This is a genomic window from Herbaspirillum sp. 1130, assembly GCF_017833835.1.
Lineage (GTDB): Bacteria > Pseudomonadota > Gammaproteobacteria > Burkholderiales > Burkholderiaceae_D > Herbaspirillum > Herbaspirillum huttiense.
The window spans coordinates 814455-836239 of sequence record NZ_JAFICQ010000001.1 but is presented as its reverse complement, the minus strand read 5'-3'; the positions used below and the strand labels follow the sequence as shown (position 1 = coordinate 836239).

The 21785-nt window shown below is 65.2% G+C and carries 17 protein-coding genes; 3 read left to right on the top strand and 14 right to left on the bottom strand.

The genetic code is table 11. From position 1 onward, the window contains the following. Positions 1–3: 3 nt before the first annotated feature. From JOD78_RS03640 to JOD78_RS03625, 4 genes are all read right to left on the bottom strand, one after another. Positions 4–783 (bottom strand): ABC transporter permease, encoded by a 780-nt coding sequence (locus tag JOD78_RS03640; protein ID WP_121045541.1) that lies wholly within the window; start codon positions 781–783, stop codon positions 4–6. Beyond that, the gene (locus tag JOD78_RS03635; RefSeq protein WP_209569748.1) at positions 780–1640 is read right to left on the bottom strand and encodes an ABC transporter permease; all 861 of its coding nucleotides are present in this window, start codon (positions 1638–1640) and stop codon (positions 780–782) included. Before JOD78_RS03635 ends, JOD78_RS03640 begins: the two co-directional genes overlap by 4 nt. Positions 1641–1718: 78 nt before the next feature. After that, entirely contained in the window at positions 1719–2771 is a 1053-nt protein-coding gene (locus JOD78_RS03630) for an ABC transporter substrate-binding protein (protein WP_039785808.1), read from the bottom strand. Positions 2772–2861: 90 nt separating this feature from the next. Beyond that, positions 2862–3980 carry a porin gene (locus JOD78_RS03625; protein ID WP_209569751.1) on the bottom strand — a complete coding sequence of 373 codons (1119 nt, stop codon included), beginning with the start codon at positions 3978–3980 and terminating at the stop codon, positions 2862–2864. Positions 3981–4186: 206 nt separating this feature from the next. On the opposite strand from JOD78_RS03625, the gene JOD78_RS03620 reads away from it, so the two are divergent. Then, positions 4187–5113: a LysR family transcriptional regulator gene (locus JOD78_RS03620; RefSeq protein ID WP_034330341.1), complete on the top strand. Its 927-nt coding sequence runs from the start codon at positions 4187–4189 to the stop codon at positions 5111–5113. 3 nt (positions 5114–5116) lie between these two features. Here the strand turns inward: JOD78_RS03620 and JOD78_RS03615 are convergent, their stop codons facing one another. The 4 genes from JOD78_RS03615 to JOD78_RS03600 all read right to left on the bottom strand — a co-directional run bounded on the left by JOD78_RS03615 (position 5117) and on the right by JOD78_RS03600 (position 11309). Then, positions 5117–5506 carry a hypothetical protein gene (locus JOD78_RS03615; protein ID WP_209569753.1) on the bottom strand — a complete coding sequence of 130 codons (390 nt, stop codon included), beginning with the start codon at positions 5504–5506 and terminating at the stop codon, positions 5117–5119. A gap of 74 nt (positions 5507–5580) precedes the next feature. Then, the gene (locus JOD78_RS03610) at positions 5581–7086 is read right to left on the bottom strand and encodes an efflux transporter outer membrane subunit (RefSeq protein ID WP_348534247.1); all 1506 of its coding nucleotides are present in this window, start codon (positions 7084–7086) and stop codon (positions 5581–5583) included. Beyond that, positions 7064–10168 (bottom strand): CusA/CzcA family heavy metal efflux RND transporter, encoded by a 3105-nt coding sequence (locus JOD78_RS03605; protein ID WP_209569755.1) that lies wholly within the window; start codon positions 10166–10168, stop codon positions 7064–7066. The genes JOD78_RS03610 and JOD78_RS03605 overlap by 23 nt, the downstream gene beginning before the upstream one ends. Further along, positions 10161–11309 (bottom strand): efflux RND transporter periplasmic adaptor subunit, encoded by a 1149-nt coding sequence (locus JOD78_RS03600; RefSeq protein ID WP_121045536.1) that lies wholly within the window; start codon positions 11307–11309, stop codon positions 10161–10163. The genes JOD78_RS03605 and JOD78_RS03600 overlap by 8 nt, the downstream gene beginning before the upstream one ends. 227 nt (positions 11310–11536) lie before the next feature. Here JOD78_RS03600 and JOD78_RS03595 point away from each other — a divergent pair, with 227 nt between their 5' ends. Both JOD78_RS03595 and JOD78_RS03590 read left to right on the top strand, forming a co-directional pair. After that, the gene (locus JOD78_RS03595) at positions 11537–12214 is read left to right on the top strand and encodes a response regulator transcription factor (protein ID WP_121045535.1); all 678 of its coding nucleotides are present in this window, start codon (positions 11537–11539) and stop codon (positions 12212–12214) included. After that, the gene (locus JOD78_RS03590) at positions 12211–13626 is read left to right on the top strand and encodes an ATP-binding protein (protein WP_245201972.1); all 1416 of its coding nucleotides are present in this window, start codon (positions 12211–12213) and stop codon (positions 13624–13626) included. Before JOD78_RS03595 ends, JOD78_RS03590 begins: the two co-directional genes overlap by 4 nt. Here the strand turns inward: JOD78_RS03590 and JOD78_RS03585 are convergent. The 6 genes from JOD78_RS03585 to JOD78_RS03560 form a co-directional block, all read right to left on the bottom strand. Then, positions 13620–15647 (bottom strand): c-type cytochrome, encoded by a 2028-nt coding sequence (locus JOD78_RS03585; protein ID WP_209569859.1) that lies wholly within the window; start codon positions 15645–15647, stop codon positions 13620–13622. The two genes, JOD78_RS03590 and JOD78_RS03585, sit on opposite strands and share 7 nt — an antisense overlap. Before the next feature lie 341 nt (positions 15648–15988). Further along, positions 15989–16552, bottom strand: a complete 564-nt coding sequence (locus JOD78_RS03580) for a cytochrome b (RefSeq protein ID WP_121045533.1) — start codon at positions 16550–16552, stop codon at positions 15989–15991. A 93-nt stretch (positions 16553–16645) separates the two neighbouring features. Beyond that, a complete protein-coding gene (locus tag JOD78_RS03575; protein WP_245201971.1) occupies positions 16646–18001 on the bottom strand; it encodes an ATP-binding protein in 1356 nt (451 codons plus the stop codon). Further along, positions 17998–18669 (bottom strand): response regulator transcription factor, encoded by a 672-nt coding sequence (locus tag JOD78_RS03570; RefSeq protein ID WP_209569757.1) that lies wholly within the window; start codon positions 18667–18669, stop codon positions 17998–18000. Before JOD78_RS03570 ends, JOD78_RS03575 begins: the two co-directional genes overlap by 4 nt. Positions 18670–18798: 129 nt before the next feature. Continuing rightward, positions 18799–20418 (bottom strand): ABC transporter substrate-binding protein, encoded by a 1620-nt coding sequence (locus tag JOD78_RS03565; protein WP_209569759.1) that lies wholly within the window; start codon positions 20416–20418, stop codon positions 18799–18801. Between the two features lie 142 nt (positions 20419–20560). Continuing rightward, positions 20561–21259: an HAD-IA family hydrolase gene (locus JOD78_RS03560; RefSeq protein WP_121045530.1), complete on the bottom strand. Its 699-nt coding sequence runs from the start codon at positions 21257–21259 to the stop codon at positions 20561–20563. Positions 21260–21785: the final 526 nt, after the last annotated feature.

Sequence of the window (21785 nt, the reverse complement as noted above, 5' to 3'; positions counted from 1 at the left end):
ACATCACATGTATTTGGAAATGCCCAGCACCTTCTCGGTGACCAGCACGAAGGCCATGGTGAACAGCACCAGCAGCGTGGACAGCGCCGCAATGGAGGGATCGAAACTGTTTTCCATGTGGCCCAGCATCTCGATGGGCAGGGTGCTGATGCCCGGGCCGGTGAGGAACAGCGACACCGGCACCTGGTTGAAGGAGGTCACGAAGGCCAGGAAGAAGGCCGCAATCACCGCGCCCCGGATATTGGGCAGCACCACCAGCCGGAAGGTCTGGAGTCGCGTGGCCCCCAGCGTGATGGCGGCTTCCTCGATATCGACCCGCAGGTTGGCCAGGCTGGAATAGACCACCCGCACCGCATAGGGCGTGAGCAGCCCGACGTGGCCGATCAGCAGGCCCAGGAACACCGGCGCATCGACCAGCAGCACGAAGTGGCGCAACAGGCCCAGACCGACCAGCATGGCCGGGATGATCAGCGGTGAAGTCAGCACCTGCTTGATCACCGCCATGCCCGGCGGCGGCATGCGCGACATCGCATAAGCCACCGGCACGCCCAGCAGCAGCGCGATCACGGTCGCGAGCAAGCCGATCTGCAGGCTGGTGCCGAAGGCCTGGCGGAATTCATCGGCCTGCAGCACCGAGACGATCCAGCGCAGGGAATACGAAGGCGGCGGGAAGGCCAGCGTTTCGCCGCCGCTGAACCCGGCCAGGAAGACGATGATGAAGGGGCCCAGCAGGAACAGCATCACGGCCCACAGCACCACGCGCGGGAAGAGTCCTTGTTTCATGTCGTCCTCCGGGGAGCGGCAATGCGTTTGAGACCGGCGTTGACGGCCAGCGTCATCGCCACCAGGATCACCGCAATCACGTTGGCGGTGCCGAAATCACTTTCCACGCTGACCTTCTGGTAAAGCAGGGTTTCCAGCATCAGGACCTTCGGTCCGCCCAGCAGGGCCGGAGTGACGTAGGCGGTGACGCTGCCGGTAAAGACCAGGGTGCCGCCGACGATCAAGCCTTCCTGCGTCAGCGGCAGGGTCACGCGGGTGAACACCTGCCAGGCATTGGCGCCCAGCGTGGAGGCGGCCAGCGCCAGGTCGGCGGAAATGTTTTCCATGGCGCTGACCAGCGACATCAACATCAGCGGCAACAGCAATTGCAGCAGGCCCACGAAGACCGCCATCTCGGTGAAGAGCAGGCGTTGCGGCTCATCGGTCAGCCCGAGATGCAACAGCACCGCGTTGACCGCGCCGTTGCGTCCGAACAGCACGATCCAGGCATAGGTGCGCGCAATGGGCGAGACCATCAGCGGCAGGATCATCATGCCCAGCACCAGCCCGCGCCAGCGCGCATGCACGCGCACGATGGCCTGGGCGGCGGGATAGCAGAGCAGGGCCGAACAGAGCGTCACCAGGGCGGCAATGCGCAGGGTGCGCCACAGCACCTGCAGGTGCAGCGGCTCGGCAAAGAAATCGGCGAAGCGAGCCAGGCTCCATTGCAGCGGGCCGCCATCGAGGCTGTCGGGTCCGCCGATGCGGAAGGCATCCAGCAGCAAAGCCGCCACCGGCAGCAGGAAACAGACCGATGTGAAGATCAGCGCAGGCGTGACCAGCATCAGTCCGAGGCGTGATTTGGAAGAGGCGAGCATGGGGCGCTAACGGGGTCCGGAAAGAAAAGGGCGGCGCACTGCACCCGGCAGGCGTCGCCACGACATGAAGGATTTCGCTTATTTGCTGATGCCCTTGTTCCACTGTTCCAGCCAGCCCGAGCGGTACTTCAGCAGGTCTTCCGGCTTGACGAACTTGAGCGAGGCAATGTGTTCACCGCCATAGGTATTGAATTCGGCCTTGTCCTTGGGCAGCACGACTTGGGTATTGACCGGCGAATCCACCAGTTCCATGGCCAGGGCCGTCTGCACCTCCTTGGAGAGCCAGAAGTCCATCAGCTGGTAGGCCAGGTCGGCATTCTTCGATTTGGCGACGATGCCCATCACGTTCATGCCGGCGGCCTGGCCCTCGGCGGGGATGGCCCATTTCAGCGGCATGCCGGTCTTCATCAGTTGCGACCAGGTGAAGCGTGCTACCGGTGCCACCCAGATCTCGTCCTGGGCGAACAGCGACGACAACTGCGCGCTGTTCTTGGTGAAGGTCACCACGTTGTTCTTGATCGAGAGGATCTTCTGCATGCCGGCGGCATAGTCGCCGCCCTTGCCACCCCAGGCCAGGTCGGCCATCTGCAGGGCCAGCGGGCCTTGCGTGGTGCTCACGTCGGGCAGCGCCAGGCGGCCCTTCAGTTCGGGACTCCACAGGTCTTTCCAGGATTGCGGGGCACGCGTCTTGTCGCTGCGGTACACCAGGCCGACCGAATAGATGGTGTAGCCGACCGCGTAATTGCCGCCGATGGGATTGCGGGCGAAGGGATAGATCTGGCTGTAATTCTTCAGCCTGGCATAGTCCAGCGGCTGCACCAGGCCCTTGCGCGCCGCTTCGAGCATGCCGAAGTCCGACAGCAGCACCAGGTCCACCACCGGATTGTTGCGGCGGGCGTCGAGCTTGGCGATGCGGTCGGCATTGTTGCCGGTTTCCACCACGATTTCGCAGCCGCATTTTTCCTTGAAGGGCGCATAGACCAGCTTGTTGAACAGCGGCTGGGAAATCGGATACGCCGACAGCACCAGCGTGCGCTTTTCCGCGTGGGCCGGGGCCGCCAGCAGGGACAGGCCGAGGCCGGTCATGGCCAGGGCGGCGAGGGGACGAGAGCAACGAGCGGGCTTGAACATGGCGATCCTTGATACCGGTGAAAAGACTGCATATTGTAGGCCCGGCCAGCGCGGGAGCCACTGGCCAGGCCTGGGGAGAGCAGATGAAACTTAGAACACGTGACGCATGCCCAGCATCAGCACGGCCTGCTTCTTGTCGCTGGACGAGGGGAAACCGAAGATGGTGGCCTTGGTCGCATCACCTGCCGCCAGCTGGTAGCTGTAGGTAATGGCCACGTCGGTGCGCTTGGACAGGAAGTAATCCGCCTGCAGGTTGATCTGATGCCACTTCGGGTTCTTGTTGATGGTGTCGTACTTGCCGGTGGTATAGAAGTAGGACGCGCCCAGGTTCAGGGCCGGCGTGTAGTGGTGCACCAGGTTGATGTCGAAGTTCTGCAGCGTCAGCCTGGTGTTGTCCAGGTATTCGTACTTGACGTTGCTGTACATGGCACCGAAGTCGGTCTTGCCGACGGTATAGAAACCGCCGGTACCGGCGATGCGCTGGCGGCGTACGCCGGCCGAGCTGTTGACCGCGCTCTTGTTGAAGATCAGCAGCGAGCTGGCGTAGTCGTTGCCCATGGCGCCATCGGGGCTCTTGGTGCTGTTGGGCTGGTCCATCTGGGTGAAGGCCACGGCCCAGCGGAAGTTGCCGCCCTTGTAGCCGGAGCCGATGCTCATGACGCGGTTGACCGATGCATCACCGGCGGCTTCGCCAAATCCATACAAGGCAGTGACGTTGAAATCGTTGAACATCGGGCTGACATACTTGACCGAGTTCTGCACGCGCAGGTTGTTGTAGCCGTTGTCGTTGTCGCCGATGTGCACGCCGTTGCTGGCGATGACCACCGGACCCAGGTAGTCCTTGACCGCTTCGTACTGGCGGCCCAGGGTCACGGTACCCATGCTGTTGGAGGCCAGGCCGACCCAGGACTGGCGGCCGAACAGGCGGCCACTCTGCGAGGCCGCGCCGGTCATCATGTTGAAGCCGTTTTCCAGCGTGAAGATGGCGCGGGTGCCGCCGCCCAGGTCTTCCTGGCCGCGGAAGCCGATGCGCGGATTCTGGTTGGTCCCCGAGAGCGCCTCGAAGTTGTGCGGACCGCCCTGGTTGGTGAGATAACCCACGCCGCCCGAGATGAGACCGTAGATCTCGACCTTGCTCTGCGCCTGTGCCTGTGCGCCTGCCAGCGCTGCCGGAATGGCCAGCGCGCCTATCATCCAGTGTTTTTTCATGCCTGCCCCTGTGGTATTGAAGATGGCCTTGCGACCGTTCATTGTTGGAATGTGCTGCGAACGGTGTGGAGGATAGGACAAGACGTTAAATAATATAATTTGTTTATATTTATAATTTCATAAATTCAATTTATAACGATGCCGCGTTTCCCGTCAGCTGATTCTGCATGGACTGGGGGATTGCCAACTTGTTTTGCGGGCTTGCCATGATCAAACTGAATCAGAAAGTCACCCTGCGCCATCTGCAGGCGCTGGTCACACTGGCCGACACCAACAGCTTCAGCCGTGCTGCGGATGCCCTGGCGGTGACCCAGCCGGCCCTGTCGGCTTCCATCAAGCAGCTCGAAAACCAGCTCGGCACGCGGCTTTTCGACCGCACCACGCACCAGATCAGCCTGACCGCGCAGGGCAGCGTGGTGCTGGAATACGCCCGCCATCTGCTCAATACGGCCAGCAACATCTTCGACGACATCGAGCACGCCATCGGCACCGGACGCCATCGCATCCGGGTCGGTGCGATTCCCTCGGCGGTGACGCTGACGGCGGCGGTGATCGCGCGCTACAACCAGGCGCATGACGAACATGTGGAAATTCTGCTACAGGACATGCCCAATGATGCCCTGCTGGACGCGCTGCATTCGGGGAAGCTGGATTTCTGCGTGGGCATCAAGCCGCCCGATTCGCTGTCCTCACAGACGCTGGAGACGGTGACCCTGTTCGAAGATGAACTGGTGCTGATCGTCTCGCGCCGCCATCCCCTGTCGGGGGCCAAGGAGGTGCAGTGGCGGCAGATGGCGGGGGAAGAGATCGTGCTGTTCACCCAGGGCAGCGTGTGGGAATTTGCTTCCGCAGCGCTGATGCAGCACGGGCTGGCATCCTCGCGGCGCTATCAAGTCGTGCACAGCGAATCACTCTATGGGGTGGTGCGCTCGGGGATTGCCATCGGCATCATGCCCAGCCTCTACACCACGTATCTGCGCGATGACAGCCTGCACGTGGCCCCGCTGCGGCAGCCGACCCTGAAACGCAAGATCGTCCTCATGCGGCGCAATGAGGTCAGCCGCAGCCACTGGACCGATCATTGCTTCCGCGAGTTGCGCAGCGATCTGAAGCAGGCCAATCACTGGTTCTGAGCATTACGGGGGGGCGTTGTTCATGACGGGAATCCAGGTCGGTTCCAGTAGTTGCGCCAGGTCGCCGCGATTGCAGTCTCCGGGAACAATCAGCACTTTCTGATGCAGTTGCAAAGCGGTGCCGTCGGCCAGCGCGGTGTAGGCAGTGCCATGGAAATGGCTGGCCCAGTGGCGATAGCCGATGGCGGCAAAGCGCGTGCCGCCACGCAGCTTGGCCAGTTGTTTTGCCACGCAGGGTGGCAACTGGTCGGCCGGCGTGTCCGGATCGATGAAGCCTTCCACCACGCCGGGCGTGTTGCTGGCTCGGTGGGCCGGAGATGATGGCGTCCAGGCACAGGCCGTCAGGGCCAGCGCGCTCAGCAGCAAGAGCAAAGAGGTCGGGGGCAGTTTCATGATCGGGTCTCCGGGTGACGGAGAGCGGCGGCATGCCGGCCGCGCCCTCCGTGACATTGTGGTGGTGTGAGCGGTTACAGGTCCTGATGCCACCAGCCGCCACCTAGTGCCTGGAACAGCGCCACGGTATCGGCCAGGCGCGCGGCTTGCGCCTGTACCCTCGACTGGCTGGCCGTCAGCAGGTTCTGCTGTGCCAGCAGGACCTGCGGATAGCCCGCGATGCCGGCCTTCCATTGCGCCTGCGCGGCATCGAAGCTGCGCTGGGCCGCGCTCTCGGCGCGTGTGGCAGCTGCCAGCCCGTCGGCATCGGCAGCAATGGCATGCAAGGTGTCGGCCACGTTCTGGAACGCGCCCACCACCACACTGCGGTACTGTGCGCCGGCCTGATCCAGCCCGGCCTCGGCCGCGCGCTGCTGATGTTGCAGACTGCCGCCATGGAAGAGGGGCGTGGCCAGGTCCAACCCCAAGGTCCAGAAGCCGGGTCCCGAGGTGAACAGCTTGGAGAACTCCTGCGCCGAACTGCCGATGGTGCCGGTGATGTTGAAGCTGGGCAGCCGGTTGGCGATGGCCACGCCGACCTGGGCCGAGGCCGCCTGCAGTTGCGCCTGCGCGGCGCGCACGTCGGGGCGTTGCTGCACCAGCGTCGACGGCAGGCTCAGCGGCAGCTCGGCCGGCAGGGTCAGGGCCGACAGCGGCAGTTGCGGGCTGCCGCCTTCCCCGGGGAAGCGTCCTGCCAGCACGGCGATCTGGTCGCGCTGCTGGGCCAGTTGCTTGCGCAGGGCCGGCAAGGCCGCCTGGGCCTGCGCCAGCAGGCTTTCCTGGGCCGCCACGTCAGCCAGCCCCAGCGCCCCCAGCGCGCGTTGCTGGCGCACCAGATCCAGCTGCCGTGCGGCGAGAGCGGCGGCCTGTTCAGCGGCCTGCAACTGCTCACGCAGCGCCGCTTCATTGACCACGGCCAGCACCACGTTGGACACCAGCGTCAGGTAGGTGGCATTGCGCTGGAAGCGCTGCACCTCGGCCTGCGCCCGGCCCGCCTCGATCTGGCGGCGTGTTCCGCCGAAGATGTCCGGGGCATAGGCGATATTGAGCTGGGCGGTGTGCAGGTTGTAGATGTAGCTGTTGTCGGCCAGCGGACTGGCCAGGGTATCGGCGACCTTCTGGCGCGTGGGCATGAAATGCAGGTCCACGCTGGGCCAGAGCCCGCCGCCCTGGGCCGCGGCGGACTCGCGCGCCGCGCGCAGGGCGGCCTGCGCCGCTTCCAGGTCGGCGTTGTGGGCCAAGGCCTGGTCGACCAGCGCATCCAGCGCCGGCGAGCCAAAGACCTTCCACCACTGCGCCGGCACATCCTGCCCGGCCACGAAATGCTGGCCATCGAGAGACGCTGTGGTTTCCACCTTCTCGGCGGTGTAGCTGCTGACCGCCGGGGCAGCGGGTTGTTTGAAGTCAGGACCGACGGCGCAGCCGCCGAGGGTCAGCGCGAGCGCGGTGCTGCAGGCCAGGCTGGGCCAGCGCAGCAGGCGGAGAGTGACAGGAGTCAGGAACATGGTGAAGTCATCCTCATCGGGCGTTGGCAGGGTCATCGGAAGGCGCTTGCGCAGGCCGCGCCAGCTTCGATTCGACCAGGTAGTACAAGGCGGGCAGCAAGACCAGGGTCAGCAGGGTGGCGCTCATCAGGCCGCCCACCACTACCGTGGCCAGCGGCCGCTGCACGTCGCTGCCCAGACCGTGGGCAATGGCGGCCGGGACCAGGCCGAGCGCGGCGACCGTCGCGGTCATGAGCACCGGCCGCATGCGTTCCAGCGCAGCGCTGATGACGGCTTCGCGCAGCGGCAGGCCGGACCGCGCAACCCAGCGATTCAGGTTCGACATCATGATGATGGCGTTGAGCACGGCCACCCCGAACAGGGCAATGAAGCCCACCGCCGAGGACACGTTGAGCGTCATGCCGCGCAGATGCAGCGCCACCAGTCCGCCCAGCGTGGCCAGCGGAACGCACAGCAGAATGAGCGCAGGCTGGCGCAGGTTCTTGAACTCGGCAAACAGCAGCACGAACATCAGGGCCAGCGCCATCGGCAGGATCAGCGCCAGGCGCGCCTGGGCCCGCTGCTGGTTCTCGAACTGGCCACCCCAGGCGATCTGGTAGCGGCCGTGGTCGTATTGCACCTGCTGCGCGATGCGTGCCTTGGCGTCATCCAGGAAGGAGGCCAGGTCGCGGCCGCGCAGGTTCAGGCGCACCGTCAGGTGGCGGCGGTTCATCTCGCGGGTGATGGTGGTCTCGCCATCTTCCATGGTGATGTGCGCGACCTGCGACAGTGCGATGTGCGCACCGTTGGCGGCCACCAGCGTCAGGTTGCCCAGCGCCTCGGGCGTGGAGCGGGCGCGGCCATTGAAGACGGCGGCCACGTTGTAGCTGCGTTCCTCGATGAAGACCTGGGTCACCGGACTGCCGCCGATGCCGGTCTGGATCAGCGCCATGATGTCGGCCACGTTGATGCCCAGCCGGGCGGCGGCAGCACGGTCCACATTCACGCGCACCTGGGGCAGGCGCGGCTCCTGGTCGATGACCACGTCAGCCGCGCCCGGCACGTCTTGCAGCACGCCTTGCACGGCCGTGGCCAGCACGCGCATCTCGCCGAAGTCGTTGCCGTAGATCTTGACGGCCAGGTCGCTGTGCGAGCCGGAAAGCTTGTCCAGCACGCCATCGATCATGGGCTGCGTGAAACCGACGTCGATGCCGGCCAGCTTCTTGTAGCGCTCGGCCATGTGCGCGATCAGTTCCTGCTTGGTCCAGCCGGAGGCCCATTCGGAATAGGGATGCAGCGTCACCGCAGCCTCGATGTGGGAGGGCGTGAACGGATCGGTGCCATCGTCATTGCGGCCCACCTGGGTCACGATGTGCTCGACCTCGGGAAACTCGCGGGTCGCGGCACGCAGCCGGTCGGCCAGCTCGCTGGCCTTGTCCAGCGACACGCCCGGCGGCAATTGCACCTGCAGCCAGATCGAGCCCTCATCCAGATACGGCAGGAAGTCGCGCCCGATGGTCGCTCCCAGCACGCCGATGGCGGCCAGGGTCAGGGCGGTGGCGGCCAGCACGAAGCGCGACTTGCCGACCAGCCGTCCCAGCACCTGGCGGTAACGCGGCTCCAGCCAGGCCAGCACCGGGTTATGGAAGATCTTCACCGGTTTGCGATAGGCCAGCCAGGACAGGCCGGGCGTCAGCAGCAAGGCCACCAGCAGCGCGCCCAGCAGGGCGAAGCCGACCGCAAAGGCCATCGGCGCGAACAGCTTGTACTCGATGCGCTGGAAGGCGAACAGGGGCAGGTAGGCAATGATGATGACCAGCATGCCGAAGAAGATCGGCCGCGCCAGCTGGCGCATCAGCTGCTGGATGTCGGCACCGGTAATCTCGCCTTGCGGACGTTCTTCGCGCAGGCGCAGCACGCTTTCCACCAGCACGATGGCACCATCGACCAGGATGCCGAAGTCGATCGCCCCCAGCGACAGCAGGTTGGCCGGGATCTTGAAATGATGCATCAGGATGAAGGCCGTCAGCAGCGACAGCGGAATGGTCATGGCCACGATGGCCGCTGCGCGCGCACTGCCCAGGAACAGCAGCAGCACCAGCGACACCAGCAGCATGCCTTCCACCAGCGTCTTGCCGACCGTATGCACGGTGGCGTCCACCAGCTTGCTGCGGTCGATGTAGGGCACGATCTTCACGTCCTTGGGCAGGATGTGTTCGTTGAGGTCCTGCACGGCCGCATGGACGCCTTCCATCACGCGCGAGGGATTTTCGTTCTTCAACAGCAGGGTGATGCCTTCGATGGCATCGGACTGGCCATCGATGCCCAGCACGCCATGGCGCTCCTGGTTGCCCAGCACCACCTGGCCCAGATCCTTGACCAGCACCGGCACGCCATTCTTTTGCGACACCACGATATTGCCCAGGTCGTCCAGGCTGCGGATGAGTCCGACGCCGCGAATGACCAGGCCCTGTTCGCCGCGTTTCATGATACTGCCGCCGGCATTGGCATTGTTGGCCGAGATGGCCTGGCTGATCTGGCTCAGCGAGGTGTTGTACTTGACCAGTTTGGCCGGATCCAGCTGCAGCATGAACTGCGTCGTGAGCCCGCCGAAATTGGACACATCCACCACGCCGGAGACTTGCTTCAAGCGCGGAATCACCTTCCAGAACTGCAGCTCGGAGAGTTCACGCAGGTCGCGCGTCTTCGATTGCAGGGTATAGCGGTAGATCTCGCCGATGGGCGAGGTCAGCGCATCCAGCCCCGGCTGCGCGCCATAGGGCAGGCTGACGGCGGCGATGCGCTCCTGCAGGCGCTGGCGCGACCAGTAGTCTTCGGCGCCATCATTGAAGACCACCGTGATGAGCGAGAGGCCAAAGGTGCTCTCCGAGCGCATCACGTGCATGCCCGGCGTGCCCATGATCTGGCGCTCCAGCGGAATGGTGATCTGCTGTTCCACCTCTTCGGCGGCCAGGCCGTTGACCTGGGTGACCACCTGCGAGGTGACGTCGGCGATGTCGGGATAGGCTTCCAGCGGCAGCTGGTTCCAGCAATACCAGCCGTACAGGGCGGCCAGCAGGAACACCAGCTGGACGATGCCGCGGCGCTGGAAGCAGAGGTTGACGAGACGTTCAATCATTGAGCAGCACTCCATCCTGGGTGACGACGCGGTCGCCCGATGCCAGACCGGCGGTCACTTCAACCGCATCGCCGATCTGCGCGCCGAGGCTGACCTTGCGGGCCGCGAATTTCCACGGGGCCACTTCCACGAAGACGCGATTGGCAAAGCCGCTTTGCACCACCGCCGTCATCGGCACCAGCAGACCGGGCCGGGACGGCTCGTGCAGGGTGGCCTGGGCGAACATGCCCGGCTTGAGCCGTTCATCGGGATTGGCGGCGCGCATGCGGACCTTCACGGTGCGGGTATCCGGGTCCAGTACCTGGGCCACCGATTGCACCCTCGATGGCAGTACCTGGCCCGGATAGGCGTCCAGCGTCAGATCGGCGTCCTGGCCGGGACGCAGGCGCGCCAGGTCCTTCTCCTGGGCGCTGGCGGTGACGTAGACGGAGGACAGATCGGCCACCGTCATCACCGAGGCCGTGGCGTCGTTCCAGAAGCTCCCGGCGGCGGCATTGAGCTCGATCACGTGCCCACTCACGGGCGAGCGCACCGCCAGCCGCGCTGTACCGCTGCTGCTTGCGGTGCCGCCGAGTGCGGCCACGCGCGCCTGGGCGCGGGCGGCTTCGCTGTCGGCCTGCTCATAGTCGCTCTGCGCCTGTTCCAGGTCGCGCCGCGCGGAAATGTTGGCCTGGTCCAGGCTGCGCTGGCGTTCCAGATTGCGTCGTGCCAGCTGCACCGCTGCCTGCGCCTTGCGCGCATCGCTGACGGCCTGGCCCAGGTCGGAGGAATCGATTTCGAACAAGACCTCGCCGGCCTTGACCGCATCGCCCAGGCGCTTGTGCAGCAGCACGATGCGCCCGGTCGTCGGCGGCAGAATCCTGGCCAGCTTGGCGGGATCAGCTTCCACCACGGCCGGCAGGCTGAAGGGGATGGCCATCGGACGGGCCTCGATGGTGGCGGTTTTCAGGGTACTGCGCAGCGCCGATCCGGCAGGAACGACGATGGCCTCGCCTTCATGGGTCAGCGTGGGACTGGAGGCCGGATTCGGCTTGAGCTCGCCGGCCATGAGCGGCAGGGTGCCGCGTACGGCGATGACAAGCAAAGCGGCTGCGCCGAGCAGGGCGAGGACGCCACTGCGCGTGGAGATTCTGGTTTTCATGGTGGCACCGTGGACTGTGCGGTTGGGGGGAGGGACGGGTGTCCGCGTGGCGAAGTCGCCGCTGTGTCTTGCAGCCGCGCCGCCGGGCCGTCGCCGTGGGCCGCGCTGCAGAAAACGTCGCTATGATAGGGGGCCTGGTTTCCGGGGTTTCTGAATGTTTCTTCAGGAAACGGGCCGCCAGCCCATGGTTTAATCCCGATCTCGATGACGCACGTGAATGGAAAGGTATGCAACTCCTGTTGGTGGAAGACGACATGAAAGCCGCGCGACTGCTGGCCCAGGGCTTGCAGGAAGAAGGTTTCGCGGTGACGGTGGCGCACAGTGCGGAAGAGGCGCTGGCGCTGCTGGATCGTCCCTTCGAGGTGGCCATCTTCGACCGCATGCTGCCCGGCATGGACGGTCTGGCGCTGTGCCGGCGCGTGCGCCAGTCGCAGGTGCTGTGGCCCATCCTCATGCTGACCGCGCGCGATGCACTGGGCGAGAAGGTCGAGGGCCTGCATGCCGGGGTCGACGATTACCTGGCCAAGCCCTTCGCCTTCGAGGAATTGCTGGCGCGCCTGCATGCCTTGCTGCGCCGTCCGCGCCAGCTGCAGGTGCTGCATTTGCAGCTGGCCGATCTGCGCATCGACCTGCTGGCGCATGAGGTGATGCGCGACGGCCAGCGGCTGGACCTGACGCAGAAGGAATACGCCGTACTGGTGCTGCTGGTGCGCCACAGCGGCCAGGTGGTCAGCCGCCAGCAACTGGCGGAGGAAGTCTGGCATGCCGACCTGATCGCCATCGACAACCTGATGGACGTTCACATCAAGAACCTGCGCCGCAAGATCGAAGCCGATGGCCGGCCGGCGCTGATCGAAACCTTGCGCGGGCAGGGCTTTCGCATGCGCGGTGACGGCGCGCCATGAGCATGGGTTTTCGCAAACGGCTGCTGCTGGTGCATATGCTGGCCGTAGTGCTGATCGTGACGTGTGCGGCGGCAGCGGGCTGGTGGCTGCTCTCGCAATCCGTGCTGGGCCAGCTCGATGCGGCGCTGCTGGCATTGGGCGAGACCGAGGCGGGTCTGCTGGCGGAAGGTGCTCCCGATGCCATCCACGTCCACGAACCGCGCCCCGGTACGGCGCCGCCTTCGCTGGTGCGGCTGGACCGGCTGGTGCAGATCATCGATGCCGACGGCCAGGTGCTCGCGCGCAGCAACAACCTGGGCGCGGGAACCCTGCCGGTCTCGGCCGGCCTGCTCAAGCGCCTGGAGGGCGGACAGACCGTCTTTGAAACCCTGCCCAAGGCCAGCGAAGAACCGTTGCGCATGGCGGCGGTGCCGGTCCGGCTGGGCGAGCGCAGATTTGCGGTGCTGGTGGCCGGGTCGCTGGACGATGCGGACCATATCGTCGAATCAGCCGCCTTGCTGTTCGGCGGCCTGGCCGTGGCGCTGCTGCTGGCGCTGGCGGCGGCGGGGGCGATTCTCACCGGCCGCCTGTTCGGCACGGTCGAGCGCATCGCCGCGCAGGCGCGACGCATCAGCGATGCCAGCCTGGGCGAGCGGCTCGCGCATCCGGGCAGCGATGACGAGATCGGGCATCTGGTGGACACCCTCAATTCCATGCTGGCACGGCTGCAGCGCGCCTTTGAACTGCAGCGCAACTTCACGGCCAATGCCGCCCATGAGATCCGCTCGCCGCTGTCGCGCCTGCGCACCGAGATCGAGCTGTCGCTGCGGCGGCCGCGTTCGGTGCAGGAGCAGGTGGCCACCCTGCAATCCTGCCTGGAAGAAGTGGTCGGTCTCACCAGCATGGTGGAAGAGCTGTTGCAACTGGCGCGCCTGGATGCCGGGCAGGAAAGCCGCCAACCCGAGCGCATTGCGCTGGATGCGGTGATGCGCGAGGCCATCGCCAGATGGCAAGCCACTGCCGCTGCGCGCCGCATCCGGCTTGAGCTGCACGCACCGGAGGCGGTCCACGCCAGCGTGGGCGAGCGCGCTGCCTTGCTGGTGTTGAACAATCTGCTGGACAACGCCATCAAGTTTTGCGCGCCTGATTCGGCGGTGGAGATCCGCGTGTTTGCCGAGGGTGGCGGGGCCACGCTGGAAGTGCTCGATCGCGGCCCCGGCATCGCCAGTGGCGACCAGCCGCAACTGTTCGAACGCTTCTATCGCGGTCGCGCCTCGCAGCAGGGGCAGACCAGCGGCGCCGGACTGGGACTGGCCATCGTGCGTGCCGTGCTGGACGGCTATGGCGCCAGCATTACTCTGAGCAATCGCGGCGATGGCATGGGGGCAGCCTGTCGGCTGCACTTCCCGGATCGCGCGGCGACGCCTCAGTAACGCGCATCGGCCGGTTTCTTGTCCCGTGGCCAGTCCCTGGTCTTGGGTGCGAAGTCGGGACGCGGCTGATGCGTGAAGAACTCCGCCACATCCACCGCTTCCTGGTCCGACAGCCCGCCTTGGCCTAGCGGGAAACGGTCATGCAGGGCGATCGGCATGTTGCGCTTGACGAAGGCGGCAGCGGTGTAAGTGCGCGCCATGCCGGCACCGATGTTGAAGGACTGCGCGCCCCACAGCGCCGGGGTGACCCACTGGCCGGACGGGCTGCGGATGCCTTCGCCCTGCGCGCCATGGCAGGCGGCACACTGCGCGTGGTAGATGCGTTCGCCATTGACCGGATCGGGCTTGAGTTTCTGATCGATCTTGCCGATGCCACGTCCAGGTACTTTTTCACCGGGCTGCGCGTCACGGCGCATCCACTCGATGTAGGCCAGCATGGCCTGCATGTCCTGCGATCCTGGCGGCAGTGGCTTGCCATTCATGGAGCGGGGGAAGCAGCCATTGATGCGATCTTCCAGCGTGATGACACGCCCGGCCCGTGCCGCATAAGTCGGGAAGGCGGCCGACACGCCCACATAGGGCGACCCGCCGCCGACGGTGCCCGCATTGAGATGGCAGCTGGCGCAGTTCAGTCCGTTGCCGACGTGCTGCGGCAGCAGTCGTCCGGTCTCGATATTGAGGCGGGCACCAAGGATGAGCTGTGCGGCATTTTTTTCTTTCAGCATGTCAGCCAGGCGCGGCGCTTCGAAGCGCGGCCCCACCGTATTTGCCGGCTGCGCGCCCAGTTCGGCACGCAGCCGTGCGACCTGGCGCTCGCTGATATCCGCCTGTTGACGGCCGCCCCAGCTGGCCCGCGCAAAGTTGAGAATCTCGGCAATCTCGCCATCGCTCAGCGCGGAAAACGCCGGCATGCTCATTGCCTTGGGCTGGGCATGGGTGCGCGCCGCACGCCAACCGGTGAGCATGATGTGGATCAGCGAGGCGGGCTCATTGCTTTGCAGGGTCGGATTGCCCGCCAGCGGCGGGAACAGCCCCTGCACCCCGTTGCCGTCGCTACGATGGCAGGTGGCACAGAACTGCACGTAACCCAGCCCGCCGCGCGAGAGGTAGAGGTCGGCCGGGATGGCGGCGGCGACGGGTGCGGCGGTGGCTTGCGGCGAGCGCCGGCGCGCGGGCGAGGGCAGGCTGGCCAGATACGTGCCGATGGCCAGCAGATCCTCGTCGCTCAGGTATTGCGTGCTGTGCTGGACCACGTCGACCATGTTGCCTGCCACCGTACCGAAGCGGTTGCTGCCGGTGCGCAGTAGCCCGGCCACATCCGCGGGCTGCCAGCGGCCGCGAAGGTCGAGCGCGCGCCAATGCGCTACCGTCTCGCCGGAGAGGAACAGCGGGCCATTGCTGCCGGATTCACTCACGGCTTTTTCCTGCATGCCGATACCCCGCGGCGTATGGCAGGCCCCGCAGTGCCCCGGCCCCTGCACGATGTAGGCTCCGCGATTCCATTGGGCAGACTGTGCAGGATCGGGCCGGAATGGACCGGCTTGCAGGAAGGCCATGTTCCACAGCGCCATCCCCCAGCGCTGGTTGAAGGGGAAGGACATCTCCGGTGGCCGGTTGGGTAGCGCCAGCGGCTTGACCGCCTGCATCAGGTAGACGTAGAGCGCGCGCATGTCCTCTTCGCTCATCCTGGCGTAGGACGGGTAGGGCATCGCGGGATAAAGATGGCGACCGTCCGCCGTTACGCCCTCACGCATGACGCGATCGAATTGGGCGAAGCTGTATTGCCCGATTCCGGTCTGGCGATCTGGCGTGATGTTGGTGGAATACAGCTTGCCGAACGGCGTCTCCAGCGCCAGGCCGCCAGCCATCGGCTTGCGCTTGTCTTGCGTATGGCAGGCCACACAGTCGCCCAGCCGGGCGACATAGCGGCCGCGCAGAACTTGCTCGCGGGTACTGGTATCGAGGTCGTCGCCGAAGTCGGCCGGAAGATCGTCGCTCAGGCTGGCCGCGCTCGTCGGCATGGCGATGGCCGGCGCGGCAGTGGCCAGCGGTGAGCAGAGCATCAGCGTGGCGAGCAAGAGAAAAATCAGGGGAAGAAGGGGGCGGTGAAGTGTTGTCATGATGGGGCCGGATCGTTATTCCGAGACAGAAACGTTCCCCATTTAAACCTTGCACCGTGACCACATCGATGCGCTGATCGGAAGGCGTTTGATCTTCCGCAAAGACCGCTGGCGCAACCTCTGTCAGCTATTTGATGGCTTTCACAACCTGGCCTTTCGCAACAAAAAACGCCACCCGGAATGCCCGGATGGCGTGGTCGACGAAGGCGGCGCAGGATTCGCTGCGCGGCTGGCAAGTCCGCTTACTTGCGTGGCGAGCGCAAGGACATGCGCTGCAGGATGGGCATGCGATCAAAGAACTGGTGCCACAGCGCACCCAGCACATGCAGCCCGACCAGGAAATACACCGCATTGCCCATGAATTCGTGTACCTCCTTGATGGGACCGCGCACGGCCATGTCCTTGGCCAGAATCACCGGCAGCGTCATGCCGAAGAACACCACATCGCGGCCGCCGGCCTGGGTGAACAGGATGCCGGTGATGGGCAGACCGATCATCACGGCATACAGCAGCAGGTGCACGGCGCTCGCGCCCAGCTGCTGCAGGCGCGGCAGCGGCAGTTCGGGCGGCACGCCCAGCAGCTTGCGGGCGATCAGGCGCACCACGACGAAGATCAGGACCAGTTGACCGGCATGCATGTGCACCGTGCGCAGCAAGTCGCGCAGCGGGTCGCCCTTGGGGATGTCCTCGCGGTATTCGATGGTGGCCAGCGCCACCACGAACAGGACGAACATCAGCCAGTGCAGCGCGGCGTAGAGGGGGGGGTAGCGGGTGCCTTGCCCGAGGGCATTATTGGTTTTGTTCATCTGGGTTCCCATTGGAAAAATGAGCCTGCATGGTAAGTCAGGAAACTTAGTTCAGCATTAGCCTCGCGCAAGAAATTACTGACCAAGTCTGACTCAGGCCTGGCCCGGCGCAGGAATATCCAGGATCACGCGCAATCCGGTCTGTGATTTCTCGTCCGATGCCGCCAGCCCGATCATGATATCCAGCCGCGCCGCCACCGACTGCACGATGGCCAGCCCCAGGCCAGCACCGGGAGCGGCTGCGGGATCGAGTCGATGGAAGGGCTGGAACACGCGCTCGCGCTCGCTGGCCGGAATGCCGGGACCATTGTCGGTGATCTCGAGACGCACGCGCCCCGGCGGCGTCTGAGCCGCTGCGGCGAGCGCCAGGCTGATGCAACCGCCCGCCGGCGTATAGCGGATCGCGTTGTCGATCAGGTTGCCCAGCAGCAAGCCTAGTTCTACCGGATTGCTGTCCACCTCGGCCGTCAGCGGTCCGTCCACGCCAAGGTCGATGTCCTTTTGCTGAGCCAGCGGCAGCAGGTCCTCCAGCACCGGCCGCACGGCCTCGCGCAGCAGCAGCCGTGTGCGCGGCGAGGCTGCCGTTTGATCCTGGGCGCGGGCCAGGGCGAGCATTTGGGTGACCAGCATGCGCGCGCGCTCCAGTCCTTGTTCCAGACGCTGCAAGCGTGCGCGGGCGGTATCGGAAAGCTCGCTCTGCTGCAGTCCTTCTGCCTGCAGCGAGAGCGCGGCCAGGGGCGTGCGCAACTCGTGCGCGGCATCGGCCACGAAGCGGCGCTGTGCCGTCATCGCGCCTTGTACACGCGCCAGCAGTCGATTGATGGCGTCAACGAAGGGGCTGATTTCAATGGGCAGGCCTTGGGTGGCCAAGGGATCGAGCTGGTCATCGCGCCGCTGGTCGATCTCGCGGCGCAGTTGGGCCAGCGGCGCGAAGAGCGTGCGCATGATGCGCCGCAGTGCCAGCAGCAGCACCGGTACCAGAAGCAGGACGGGAATCACTGCGCGCCAGGCACTGCGCGATGCAATGCCATCGCGCACATCGGTTTCCTGCGCCAGCGCGATGCGGCGGCCGGAAGGAAGCGGCTGGACATAGACGCGGAAATTCTCATGAAACATGACGGCCGTCTGGAAGCCGTCCCGCAGGCCCGAGGGCAGCGGCAAGGCGGCAACCGCCGATGGGGACTGGCCCGGCTCGGGCAGCCATTGCACGCTGATGCGCGATTCATGATCGGCACCGGGGTAGCTGCCCACCGCGCCATCCTCGGGCAGGGTGCCGCCCAGGCGGGCGATGAGTGTGCCCACCTGCAGCAACAGGTCGTCCTGCTGCCGGATCGAATCGCGATAGGCGCTGAGGAAGCCGAAGGCCCCGGCACACAGGGCCACCGCCAGTATGGCCAGCGTCAGCGCCAGCGACAGCCGCGCTTGCAGGGAGCGTTGCAGGGGTGTCATGACGCGCTTGCTCCGCGCGCCACCATCCAGCCCATGCCGCGCACATTCCTGATGGCCGTACGATCCAGTTTCTTGCGCAATGCATGGATCAGGAATTCGACCGCATTGCTTTCCACTTCCTCGCCCCAGCCATAAATCCGTTCTTCCAGTTCGCTGCGCGACAGGATCGCGCCAGGGCGATGCATGAGTGCCTGCAACAGCGCGAATTCGCGTGCCGACAGCGCTACCGGCGGCTGGCCTTGCCAGCGGGCGGTCTTGTCGGCCAGATCCAGAGACAGTTCGCCATTGTCCAGCACCACCGTAGCCGCCCCCGACTTGCGCCGCATCACCGCGCGCAGCCGCGCCAGCAATTCGCCCATGGCAAAGGGCTTGAGGATGTAGTCGTCGGCACCGCTGTCGAGTCCGTCGATGCGGTCCTGCACGCCATCGCGGGCGGTCAGGATCAGTACCGGCGTGGTGGCGTGCCGGCGCATCTGGCGCAGTACCGACAAGCCATCGGCACCGGGCAGGCCCAGATCCAGCAGGACGGCGTCGTAGTCCTGCTGGACCAGGGCAGCATGCGCGGCGTTGCCGTCGCGCACCCAGTCCGCCGCGTAGCTGGCCTCCCGGAGGGCCGCGCGGACTTCCTCGCCGATCATGGCGTCATCTTCCACCAGCAGAATTCGCATCGCTTGCCATGCCTCCTTCAATGCATCCGGCCATCGGATGGTGCCAGAGTCTAAGGCAAAAGCGCGAGTGACTGCGGAAAAGTGAGCCAGGCCGCCGTCGGACAAGCCCTCCAGCTTGTATGGATCAAATCATGAATCGAGCCATACATGCTCGGCAAAGGAGTAGCCCATCATGCCGCCCAGCGGAATCGGCGAGAGGCCCTTGACCTTGCTGCTGTAGCCATCCAGCAGGGCGAGGAACATGGGGATGCCGATCCCGGCTTCCTCATGGATGATGGTTTGCATGTCTCCATACATCTGCTTGCGCTTGCCGACATCGATCTCGGCCCGCGCGGCCGTGAGCAGCTGGTCGAACTTCTCGCTCTTGAAGCGCGACTCGTTCCATGCCGCCTGTGACTGGAAGAACTGGGTGAGCAGCACGTCGGCACTGGGGCGCGGGTTGACGTTGCCGAAGCCGACCGGATTGCTGAGCCACTGGTTGGACCAGTAGCCTTCCGGTGGCATGCGCTTGAGTTCCAGGTCCAGTCCGACGCGCTGTGCGGTCTGCTGCAGCACCGTGGCGATGTCTACCGAATACATGGCCGCCGCCGAACAGACCAGCGGTATCTTGCCGGTCACGCCGGACTTCTGCAGGTGGTATTTGGCCTTGTCCAGATCCATCTGGCGCTGCGGCAGGCCGGCGAGGTAGAAGGGGTTGGTCGGATCGATCGGCTGGTCATTGCCCAGCACCGCATGGCCGCGCGCAATGTTCTTGCGCATGACCTCACGGTCCATCAGGTACTTCATGGCCAGCACGAAATCGGGGTTGCTGCCGGGGCCCACATCCTTGCGCAGGATCAGGTCGGTATAGGCGCCGGATGGCGTTTCCAGTACCGCAAAGCCGGCACTGCCCTTGATGCGCTCGATCGAACGCGGATTGAGGTTGGCCACCAGATCGAGTCCGCCCGAGAGCAGGGCGTTGACGCGCGCATTCTCGTCGCCGATGCCGACGAATTCGATCTCGTCCAGATAGGGCTTGCCGGGTTTCCAGTAATTGTCGTTGCGCACCACCACCGAGCGGATCCCGGGAGTGAATTCCTTGAGCTTGTAGGGACCGGTACCGATGCCGGCGCTGAAGTCGGTGGTCCCGGCCTTCACGATGTGGAAGTGGAAGGTGCCGACGATGACCGGCAGGTCGGCATTCGGCGCGGTCAGGGTGACGGTCACTTCATTGGGGCCGGTTTCCTTGACGCTCTCGATCTGGTCCGCCAGGGTCTTGGCCTTGGATGCGGTGGCCGGATCCTTGTGGCGCATCAGCGAGAACACCACGTCGGCCGGCGTGAGCGCCTTGCCGTCGTGGAAGCTCACGCCCCGGCGCAGCTTGAACACCCACACCCTGGCATCCTTGCTGATGAAGGATTCGGCCAGCGCCGGTTGCGGCGTGAGGCTGGCATCCAGCGCGGTCAGGCCGTTGTAGAGCATGGTGCCGCGCGAGTAATCGGTCTTGTTGGATTGCTTGGCGGGATCGAGCGTGTCGCTGACCGATGCCGTGTCGCCGCCCACGCGCAGCTTGCCGCCGCGGCGCGGGGTCTGGGCGTAGGCACTGGCGGCGCTGGTGGCAAGACCGCCCGCCAGCGTGGCTTGCATGCCCCCGGCCAGCAGCATTTTGAGAATGTCGCGCCGGCTGGCACCGCGCTTGAGGCAATCCATCAGGCCAGCGGTGTCGCTGGCGCTGAGCAGGTCGAGTTTGTTCTTGCTGTTGTGGTCCATGGTGCAGCTCCCTGTGTTGTTGAGGCGTGAGAAGACCGGCGGGGCGATGGCGGCCCGCCTGGACTCGGATGCACTGATGCAAGCCGGCACGGCGCTGCGTGCCGGTGAATGCGGACTCTGCGGTCCGCTGTGAGGGTGAAGCTTATTGCCCCGCTTCTACCGCATCGGCCAGTTGCGCCAGCGTGTGGAAGTGGTAATCGGGGACGGTGTGCTCGGAGGCGATGGTGCCGCCCGAGCTGGACTTGCCGTGACGGCGCTCGATCCAGCAGGTGGTGATGCCCAGGCGCTTGGAGACGCCGATGTCGTGATACTGGCTTTGCGCCACATGCAGGTTGTCGGCCTGGCGATAGCCCCATGCGCCTTCGAAGCGGCCACGGGCGTAGGCGAAATATTGCGGGTCGGGTTTCTCGCAGAGGGCGTCGTCGCAGCTCAGCAGCAGGTCAAACGGTTCGCCAAGGGTGCGGGCGAAGTGTTGCAGGGCCCAGGTTTGCGCATTGGTCATGGTGACCAGCTTGTAATGCTTGTGCAGGCGTTGCAGCGCCTCGACCGAATCGGCAAAGGCCGGCCAGTCGGCCACCGAATCGCGCAGGCCGCGCGCCAGTTCCGGGGTGTCGGGCAGACCCAAGGCCGGGGCGATGACATGCCAGCAGCGCTCGAGGTCATCCGGATACCAGCCAGTGTTGCCATCGCTGCGCGCGGCGCGATAGGCTGCCAGGAAATCCTCGTCCGAGATCTTGCAGTCGGGAGCGGCCTTGCGCAGGTACGCGAGCATGCCGCCTTCGAAATCGATGAGGGTGCCGACGACGTCAAACGTGAGTACCTTGAAATCCTTCAGAGGCATGTCTTGCTCCAGAAAAAAGGGAATGACGATGAGAGTGGGGGACCTGGCCACGAATGGCTGCGCGGGGGCCAGTGGGTCCAGAATACGGGCGCGCGTGCCGGAGCTTGATGCAAAAAGGGACACTCAAACCGCACAGAATTTTTTTCTGGACGGCTGCTACAGCACGCTGTAGCAGCCGCTCCCGGCCTCTTCCGCAGGCCGGGAATCCGCGCCTGCGCGTTCTCATCACGAGGCCGCCACGCTGCAGCATGGCGAGGTGGCGGATGCCTTGTCGGGCAGCCGCAAGATGGTCAGTCTGTGGGAGGGCGGCGGAAGAAGCGCGCCGGGCAGGGAATCAACGGGGCAGGGATGGAAGTCCGGAAGAAGCGGCAGAGGATGCCGCGAGAAGAAAGCAGATGAGTCCCCCCCGAGCTGCCGACGCCGCGCTATGCGGGCCGATCTTTTCCCCCCTCCAGGGTGACTCATCTACCAGCGGCATTCTAACGGGGCTTGCCGGGAATGAAACTAGTCCATTTGGACTGGTCAG

Coding starts and splice junctions, on each gene's coding strand:
- JOD78_RS03600 (WP_121045536.1), bottom strand. CDS start 11,309: ATGAAAACCAGAATCTCCACGCGCAGTGGCGTCCTCGCCCTGCTCGGC.
- JOD78_RS03640 (WP_121045541.1), bottom strand. CDS start 783: ATGAAACAAGGACTCTTCCCGCGCGTGGTGCTGTGGGCCGTGATGCTG.
- JOD78_RS03595 (WP_121045535.1), top strand. CDS start 11,537: ATGCAACTCCTGTTGGTGGAAGACGACATGAAAGCCGCGCGACTGCTG.
- JOD78_RS03590 (WP_245201972.1), top strand. CDS start 12,211: ATGAGCATGGGTTTTCGCAAACGGCTGCTGCTGGTGCATATGCTGGCC.
- JOD78_RS03580 (WP_121045533.1), bottom strand. CDS start 16,552: ATGAACAAAACCAATAATGCCCTCGGGCAAGGCACCCGCTACCCCCCC.
- JOD78_RS03635 (WP_209569748.1), bottom strand. CDS start 1,640: ATGCTCGCCTCTTCCAAATCACGCCTCGGACTGATGCTGGTCACGCCT.
- JOD78_RS03615 (WP_209569753.1), bottom strand. CDS start 5,506: ATGAAACTGCCCCCGACCTCTTTGCTCTTGCTGCTGAGCGCGCTGGCC.
- JOD78_RS03575 (WP_245201971.1), bottom strand. CDS start 18,001: ATGACACCCCTGCAACGCTCCCTGCAAGCGCGGCTGTCGCTGGCGCTG.
- JOD78_RS03610 (WP_348534247.1), bottom strand. CDS start 7,086: ATGACCCTGCCAACGCCCGATGAGGATGACTTCACCATGTTCCTGACT.
- JOD78_RS03565 (WP_209569759.1), bottom strand. CDS start 20,418: ATGGACCACAACAGCAAGAACAAACTCGACCTGCTCAGCGCCAGCGAC.
- JOD78_RS03630 (WP_039785808.1), bottom strand. CDS start 2,771: ATGTTCAAGCCCGCTCGTTGCTCTCGTCCCCTCGCCGCCCTGGCCATG.
- JOD78_RS03560 (WP_121045530.1), bottom strand. CDS start 21,259: ATGCCTCTGAAGGATTTCAAGGTACTCACGTTTGACGTCGTCGGCACC.
- JOD78_RS03605 (WP_209569755.1), bottom strand. CDS start 10,168: ATGATTGAACGTCTCGTCAACCTCTGCTTCCAGCGCCGCGGCATCGTC.
- JOD78_RS03620 (WP_034330341.1), top strand. CDS start 4,187: ATGATCAAACTGAATCAGAAAGTCACCCTGCGCCATCTGCAGGCGCTG.
- JOD78_RS03570 (WP_209569757.1), bottom strand. CDS start 18,669: ATGCGAATTCTGCTGGTGGAAGATGACGCCATGATCGGCGAGGAAGTC.
- JOD78_RS03625 (WP_209569751.1), bottom strand. CDS start 3,980: ATGAAAAAACACTGGATGATAGGCGCGCTGGCCATTCCGGCAGCGCTG.
- JOD78_RS03585 (WP_209569859.1), bottom strand. CDS start 15,647: ATGCCGACGAGCGCGGCCAGCCTGAGCGACGATCTTCCGGCCGACTTC.